6 protein-coding genes are annotated in these 7,424 nt (G+C 48.7%); 2 read left to right on the top strand and 4 right to left on the bottom strand.

Annotated features, from left to right (window positions below; all coding sequences use genetic code 11):
* Positions 1–25 precede the first annotated feature (25 nt).
* The 4 genes from BIZ37_RS28565 to htpG all read right to left on the bottom strand — a co-directional run bounded on the left by BIZ37_RS28565 (position 26) and on the right by htpG (position 5,384).
* Entirely contained in the window at positions 26–1,330 is a 1,305-nt protein-coding gene (locus BIZ37_RS28565; RefSeq protein WP_107298488.1) for an inosine/guanosine kinase, read from the bottom strand.
* Between the two features lie 163 nt (positions 1,331–1,493).
* A complete protein-coding gene (gene hemH / locus BIZ37_RS28560) occupies positions 1,494–2,489 on the bottom strand; it encodes a ferrochelatase (RefSeq protein ID WP_187464420.1) in 996 nt (331 codons plus the stop codon).
* A 168-nt stretch (positions 2,490–2,657) separates the two neighbouring features.
* Positions 2,658–3,302, bottom strand: coding sequence for an adenylate kinase (gene adk, locus BIZ37_RS28555; protein WP_187464419.1), 645 nt, complete (start codon positions 3,300–3,302; stop codon positions 2,658–2,660).
* 183 nt (positions 3,303–3,485) lie between these two features.
* Positions 3,486–5,384 (bottom strand): molecular chaperone HtpG, encoded by a 1,899-nt coding sequence (htpG, locus tag BIZ37_RS28550; protein ID WP_187464418.1) that lies wholly within the window; start codon positions 5,382–5,384, stop codon positions 3,486–3,488.
* A gap of 234 nt (positions 5,385–5,618) precedes the next feature.
* Here htpG and BIZ37_RS28545 point away from each other — a divergent pair, with 234 nt between their 5' ends.
* Positions 5,619–6,485, top strand: a complete 867-nt coding sequence (locus BIZ37_RS28545; RefSeq protein WP_187464417.1) for a transcriptional regulator — start codon at positions 5,619–5,621, stop codon at positions 6,483–6,485.
* Complete coding sequence (locus BIZ37_RS28540; RefSeq protein WP_187464416.1) at positions 6,476–7,024, top strand: regulatory protein ToxS; 549 nt, start codon at positions 6,476–6,478, stop codon at positions 7,022–7,024. Before BIZ37_RS28545 ends, BIZ37_RS28540 begins: the two co-directional genes overlap by 10 nt.
* Positions 7,025–7,424 lie beyond the last annotated feature (400 nt).

Genomic DNA, 7,424 nt, shown 5'->3' with positions numbered 1-7,424 from the left:
TTTTATTATCAACCAAGAAAGTCGATTAACGTTCCCAGTATGCTTCTTCCAAGCTGTCTTCACGCTCCGGTAGGCCGCGGGACAGACGAGGCGAGTGCTGAGCCAGCACTTCATAGCTCACTCGGTTCGAGTACAGACAGATCTGTGAGAACGACGAGTAAGTCAAGAAGTCAAACTGGTGCTTGCTTGATTTCGGTACGTTCTCTTTGTGGTAGCGGTTGGCTGACATGTCGTGCAGCAGTGCAGACAGTGCGCCATCGCCAGCACCATTGGTATTCTTGATACGCTCAGGACCACCCATGTAAGGGGCAATGTGAGAGTACACTTTGATTGGGTTCTGGCACTCTGATTTCAGCATCGGGCGGCTGAACTCATAGCGGTTGAACTCTGGGATTTCACCCGGAAGAAGAGGCAAGCTAGTTTCGCGCTTGGCTTCATCTTCAGTGAAGCCTGCCGTGTAAAGGCCGACAGGACCAGCAGTACACAGTACCAAGTCAACCCACTCAAGGGTCTTTTCAGAGGCAATCAATGGATCAGATTCACCGGTCAGTGCTTCTGCTTCATCTTCGTTCATCGCAACCACGGTTACATGATCGCGTAGGAAATCACGCCACCACTGTGGATCATCTTCGATCACAAACTTGGTGCCCAGAGTCAGAACAACGGGTACATCGTGCTTTTTCGCGTATTCAATCGCCTGCATGGTTGCTGCTGGCATTGGGTCGCCATCTTTACAACGTACCAAGTAAGCAGTCAGTACCAACGCAGAGGCACGCTTGAACACATCTTCAGGGATGCTGCTTGGCTCAAGCTGGTTCATACGACCTTCGTTGATGGCGAAAGTACGCTCGCCTTCTTTAGAGATCAGGGCAAAACAGCGGCCAATTGGACCATTTACTGGTTGCAGGTGGTTCATATCCATGCGGCTTGAGGTGTTGCAAAGATAACGGTAAGCGTAGCTGCCGATTTCGATATCTTTACTCATCACACCCAGCAGTACTGATTTATCATCAGCCAGCACAGAATAGTTGTGAAGGGTATTACCGATTGTGCCACCAGCGAATTCGTGGCTGATCAGTTCTTTTTCTTTTAGCTCGCGGTAAAGCGCTTCCGCTTTCTCATCGGAGATAACCAGCGAGTGGCCTTTACTTAGCTCATAGCGTTCCAGGAATTCATCTTCAACGCAGGCTTCAATATCAACCAGGGTCTGGTCAATACCAACAATATGCGTGCGTGTTAGTCGCTTATCTTGCTTAGTTTGACTAAGAAGAGGATCACGTGCATGGACCGGGAAGTAATGCTTGGATTTACGTTGGCCTGGAAATTTCATGTCAATGAGCTGTCTGTTGAGAAATTTTTGCGAATTCTATCACAGAATATAGAACAAAAAAGAAAAAGCTCTCACAGAATGTGAGAGCTCCATCGTCAACCAGGCAAGATTCCCATACAGGGTGTTCATCAATATCGACACCTGATTCCTGTAGGGGTAAGAACTACCAACCTTGGCTGTGCTGCTGCACAAGTGAAGCCATCAAGTCGATATGGGCCGGGTTATCATTCAGGCATGGGATCAAGTTAAAGCTCTCACCGCCCGCTTCAAGGAAGACCTCTTTGCAACCTTCGGCAATTTCTTCCAATGTCTCTAAACAGTCCACTGAAAATGCTGGGCAAATCACGTCAAGACGTTTGACCCCTTTCTGGGCCAACTCACGGATCGTCCCCTCAGTATAAGGCTTGAGCCATTCCTCCCGGCCAAAAATTGACTGGTAGCTCATGCTCATGTTGTCTCGCGGCATATCGAGTTGTTCAGCCAGCAGGGCCGTGGTGCCATTACAGTGTTCAGGATACGGATCGCCATTATCAGCATAACGTTTCGGGATACCGTGGTAAGAGCACAGCAAATAATCGGCTTTTCCGTTCTGCTGCCAAAAGTCATTCACTGACTCAGCCAGTGCAGAAATGTAGTCAGGATGATCGAAATAGTGGTTAACAAAACGCAACTCGGGAATATCCGCCCTCGCCTTCAGCACTTTGGCCACCTTGTCAAAAACTGCTGCCGTCGTAGTACGTGAGTACTGCGGGTACAAAGGCAATACCAGTACACGCTCACAACCCTGTTTTTTCAATGCATCAAGGCCATCAACAATCGCTGGGCTACCATATGTCATCCCCAATTCTACCGGTACACCCAACTTTTCGGTCAACGCCTGCTGCTGTCGTCTTGAGTACACCATCAACGGTGAACCTCCATCCATCCAGACCGACTGGTACAATTTCGCGACCTTCGGCGAGCGGATTGGCAAAATAGCACCATGGAGGATCGGACACCAAAGCCAACGGTTCATATCAACGACACGGTGATCATGGAGGAAATCGGACAGGAAGCGTTTTACCCCTGCCGGCGTTGCTTCATCAGGCGTACCTAGATTCACTAGCAGCACCCCATACGGGCGGGTCTGGTTATTGTTATTGATGTTTTGCTCGCTCATATCATCCTTCACGCTTACAGCGGTTTTGGTCAATAGATATAACTGTATCAGTTTTCTTTTCAGTCGGTTATACCATAAGCGACATTATTTGGATCATTTTTCTGCCACATAAAAAAACGGGCTGACCTAATGGCCAACCCGTCTCTGAACTTGCTAAGCAGCTTGCAATTAAGCCAGTGCTTTTTCCAGCTCTGCGCTTACAGCGGCTACTGGCTGAGTACCGTCGAATTTCAGGTACTTAGTGTTGCCTGCGTCTGCTTCTTTGTTGTAGTAAGCAATCAAAGGTGCAGTCTGCTCGTGGTATACACCTAGGCGAGCACGTACTGTTTCTTCTTTGTCGTCATCACGAACAACAAGAGCTTCACCAGTTACGTCGTCTTTACCTTCAACCTTAGGCGGGTTGTAAACTGTGTGGTAAGTACGGCCAGAAGCTAGGTGGGCACGACGGCCAGCCATACGCTCAACGATCACATCGTCAGCTACGTCGAACTCGATCACGTAGTCAACGTCAACGCCGATTTCTTTCAGACCGTCAGCCTGAGGGATCGTGCGTGGGAAGCCGTCAAGCAGGAAGCCTTTTGCACAGTCGTCTTCAGCAATACGCTCTTTAACCAGACCAAGGATGATGTCGTCTGACACAAGCTGGCCAGCATCAATGACGGATTTCGCTTGTTTACCTAGCTCAGTACCTGCCTTGATTGCTGCACGTAGCATGTCACCAGTAGAGATTTGTGGAATACCAAATTTCTCCATGATGAATTGTGCCTGAGTACCTTTACCTGCACCTGGAGCGCCCAGAAGAATGATGCGCATCTTGTTCCCCTTTAGATTTGAATGGAGTTTTCAAAGAAGTGAAAAATACACTGATTACGCCGCAGTCGCAAGCCCAGTCCCTGACTGGGCAGCGATTACATGCTGTATCAGAATACAATTTGACACCGGTAGCAGGCGATTAGACCTTAGTCCTACCCTGCCCCGGTTCGATTTATTCAGCCGTTATGCCAGTAGCTTGTTAACGGCAGCAAGGAACTGGGACGGGTCGTCCATGCTTCCCTTCTCGGCAAGCATGGCTTGGCCTAGTAGCATTTCCACCCAACGGCCAAAGGTTTCTTCATCCGCTTCATCGGCCATCTTGCTCACCAATGGGTGCTCAGGGTTCAGCTCGAAAATATATTGGACTTCAGGTGCGTCATGGCCGGCCGCAGCCAGCAGTTTCGCCATCTGGGTGCCCATCTCATTCTCGTCGGTCACCACAACCGCAGGGGTGTCCTTAAGCTTGAACGTAGTGCGCACGTCTTTCACACGCTCGCCAAGGTAGGACTTGGTACGCTCAACCACAGATTGGAAGGCTTCTTCCGTTTCCTTACGCTTCTCTTTCTCTTCTTCCTGCTCAAACGCAGAAAGGTCAAGGTCCGCTTTGGTGATGGCTTGGAACTGCTTGCCATCGAACTCTGGCAGATGGCCCATCAACCATTCATCAATACGGTCGTGCATCAGCAGCACTTCAAGGCCTTTAGTACGGAACTGTTCAAGGTGCGGGCTGTTTTTCGCCGCGCTGAAGCTGTCTGCCGTCAGGAAGTAGATCTTGTCCTGGCCTTCTTTCATTCGCTCGATGTAACCAGCCAGTGATACCGTTTGTTCAACCGTCTCGGCATGGGTTGAGCTAAAGCGAAGCAGCTTGGCAATTTTCTCGCGGTTGGAGAAATCTTCAACCGGGCCTTCTTTTAATACCTGGCCAAATTCATTCCATAGGGTCTGGTATTTCTCGGCATCATTGTTCGCCAAGCGTTCCATCATGGTCAAAGCACGTTTAGTACATGCTTTGCGCAATGACTGGGTCACCTTGTTGTCCTGCAGAATTTCACGCGAAACGTTCAGTGGCAGATCATTGGAGTCTATCAGGCCACGCATAAAGCGCAGGTATGACGGCATGAACTGCTCGGCATCATCCATAATAAAGACGCGCTGAACGTAAAGCTTCAAGCCGTGCTTGCTGTCACGGTTGTACAGATCCCATGGCGCCTTAGACGGGATATACAGCAAACTCGTATAGTCCTGCTTACCCTCGACACGGTTATGGCTCCATGTCAGTGGCTCAGCAAAGTCATGGGAAACATGCTTGTAGAACTCTTGGTATTCATCTTCGGTAATGTCTGACTTATTGCGGGTCCAAAGCGCTTGGGCCTTGTTGATCTGCTCCCACTTACGGCCAGTCTCTTTACCTTCTTCATCACGCTCTACGGTCTGGATGTGAACCGGGATACCGATATGGTCAGAGTATTTACCGATAATGTCACGCAGGCGGTGCTCGCTTAGGAATTCTTTTTCTTCTTCACGCAGGTGAAGAACAATCTCTGTGCCTCTGCTTTCTTTCTCGATATCTTCAACCGTGTAATCGCCCTCGCCACCTGACTGCCATGAAACCGCCTGATCCGCTGCTACACCAGCAGCACGGGTATTAACGGTCACAGAGTCCGCCACGATAAAGGCCGAGTAGAAGCCGACGCCGAATTGGCCGATCAGCTGGGAATCTTTTGATTCGTCTTCGCTTAGCTTGGCAAAGAAATCTTTAGTGCCTGATTTGGCAATAGTACCCAGGTGCTCAATCACATCATCCCGGGTCATACCAATGCCGTTGTCGCTGATAGTCAATGTGCCAGCCTGCTCATTGAAAGACAGCTTCACACCCAGCTCGGCATCATTTTCATACAAGTCTGGCTGAGACAACGCACGGAAGCGCAGCTTGTCGGCGGCATCGGACGCATTTGAAATCAACTCGCGCAAAAAGATCTCTTTGTTGGAATACAAAGAATGGATCATCAGTTGCAACAGTTGCTTCACCTCAGACTGAAAACCACGGGTTTCCTTGTTCTTGTGGATAGTTTGTTCGCTCATTTCAACTCCGAAACTTGTATCAATAAACATTCGGGGATCTAAAACAGCCGCCTCTTGCAGCTACCCTTTACATTTCCCTATATACATGTGGTCAAACGTAGCGTTTTCAACCTAAAATACACGTTTTATGTTTTTGATATTTTTTCAGAGCCATTTTTTATAATTTTTATATTCAGAAGAGATTCAGGGTAAGTGCGTATTATATGCGCAGATAGTGTACCCTTGGTGCTAAAAATGAATAAATTAGAAAGTAAATTCCTTATTGGTCAACGCTTTTTGTTTGACCCTTATGATAATAGCTTAATTGACCAACACGAAAATGATGAGCTTACCCGACTAGGTAGTAACGAAAGTCGAGCATTAAGTTTACTCATTGAAGACCCAGGAGCCATCATTACCCGTACCCGCCTGCATGATTTTGTCTGGCGCGAGCAGGGTTTTGAGGTTGATGATTCGAGCCTGACCCAGGCAATATCCACCTTGCGTAAAGCACTCAAAGACTCCACCAAGTCACCTGAGTTCATCAAAACCGTGCCTAAACGCGGTTACCAGATGATCGCGATGGTTGAATCCTTATCGGAAATTGCCTCGTCGGCCAGTGCTGAGCAAGCCGAAGCACTTGCTGAGAAATTAGATGAACCATCGGAGGTAGAACGCGAGCTGTTCGAACACAGCCAGCAAACAACACCACCTAAAACCTATACGCCAACTCCTCAGCCTCAAGCCAAGAAACGCCCGTTACCGATGGCGGCTATTTCCGGCGTGCTGGTGCTAATAGCCCTATTATTGCCGGTATTAGTCAATCTGAGTATGCCCCCAAAATCGGCGGCCTTTGATCAGTTTGCGGTCGTAGATGATGTACCGGTATTGATCCCGGCCCACCATCCACCTCTTGCCCAGTGGGAAAGCATGATCATCCAGTGTGTTGAAAGCTATCTTGATTTCCACTCCGATAAAAAACGCCCGATGGAGGTGATTGTATCCGGTGGTCAGAATTCCCAGCTATGGGTCAACTATGTCCACTCGCAAGATAAACCTGCCGAGAATGTCACCCTACGTTTGTTGACTAGCCACAAGGACAATATCGCGATATGTCAGTAACTACCCACAAGCAGTCAATCAAACACTTTGTTTTCAAATACTGGGCATTTATCTTGCTGGGCCTATCTGCAGCTTTTAGTGCTTGGCTCTATTACTCAAGTGACTACAAGCAAGAACAGTTGTTGATCTCCCGTGAGTGGCAGTCGAAAACTGTCAGCCGCATCGAGGAAACCGAACTCGAGCAGCTCGGTATGCTACGCCGAGTAGAGCAAACCAGCCATGTGGTTTACCTGCCAAACAACACCTATTCGCGCATCACTTTGATGAGATTGTTCAGTGCCAATGAGCAGCCGCTAACCATTCATATTTCAGAGTCTGGTAAATGGGATGTTAGCGGTAAGTACCTACTTACCGAGCCGAAAGAGTTCAAGGATATCACTTCCGGCACCAACGAAGACTTCAAGCCTGAGCACCTGAAGATCATCAACCAGATCTACCGTATGGATGCCCAGCAAAGCCGCCGTATGGACATCATCGATGAGAAGACCATTCTGTTGACTAGCCTCTCTTACGGTTCGCACATCCTGTACTCGCTGTAAGTTAAGCTCTCGACGCTAGAGTTAATCAAACCGCTCAGAAATGGGCGGTTTTGTTTTTTGAGGCGATTGGCGATTGGCGATTGGCGATTGGCGATTGGCGATTGGCGATTGGCGATTGGCGATTGGCGATGACAGGTTTGAAAAAACGAACTAAGAGTCAAGTTCTTGCTTTGCTTTTGCTCTACCTAGGACCGAGGGCCCGCTCTTCCTAGGACCAGTCCGGTATGCAACAAGAGAAGTGATGAAGCTAAAGCGCTTAAATGGGGCTATCGGAAGTGTTTTTGCTGACGCAAAAAAGAATGGGCGCAACTTTCGTTGCGCCCTTAGGTCTTACTTGCAGCAGTCCCGCTACTATGGTGCTCCCTGCATCATTCCTTTGAATTGCTGTAATCCGTCAGCA

This window comes from Photobacterium sp. BZF1, from assembly GCF_014349205.1.
GTDB lineage: Bacteria > Pseudomonadota > Gammaproteobacteria > Enterobacterales > Vibrionaceae > Photobacterium.
Note: the sequence above shows the minus strand (reverse complement) of the source record. Positions and strands in the feature narration are given on the sequence as shown.

Bases quoted from the DNA above. Each gene is read 5' to 3' on its own strand.
- BIZ37_RS28565 (WP_107298488.1), bottom strand. From the start codon at position 1,330: ATGAAATTTCCAGGCCAACGTAAATCCAAGCATTACTTCCCGGTCCAT.
- BIZ37_RS28540 (WP_187464416.1), top strand. From the start codon at position 6,476: ATGTCAGTAACTACCCACAAGCAGTCAATCAAACACTTTGTTTTCAAA.
- adk (WP_187464419.1), bottom strand. From the start codon at position 3,302: ATGCGCATCATTCTTCTGGGCGCTCCAGGTGCAGGTAAAGGTACTCAG.
- hemH (WP_187464420.1), bottom strand. From the start codon at position 2,489: ATGAGCGAGCAAAACATCAATAACAATAACCAGACCCGCCCGTATGGG.
- htpG (WP_187464418.1), bottom strand. From the start codon at position 5,384: ATGAGCGAACAAACTATCCACAAGAACAAGGAAACCCGTGGTTTTCAG.
- BIZ37_RS28545 (WP_187464417.1), top strand. From the start codon at position 5,619: ATGAATAAATTAGAAAGTAAATTCCTTATTGGTCAACGCTTTTTGTTT.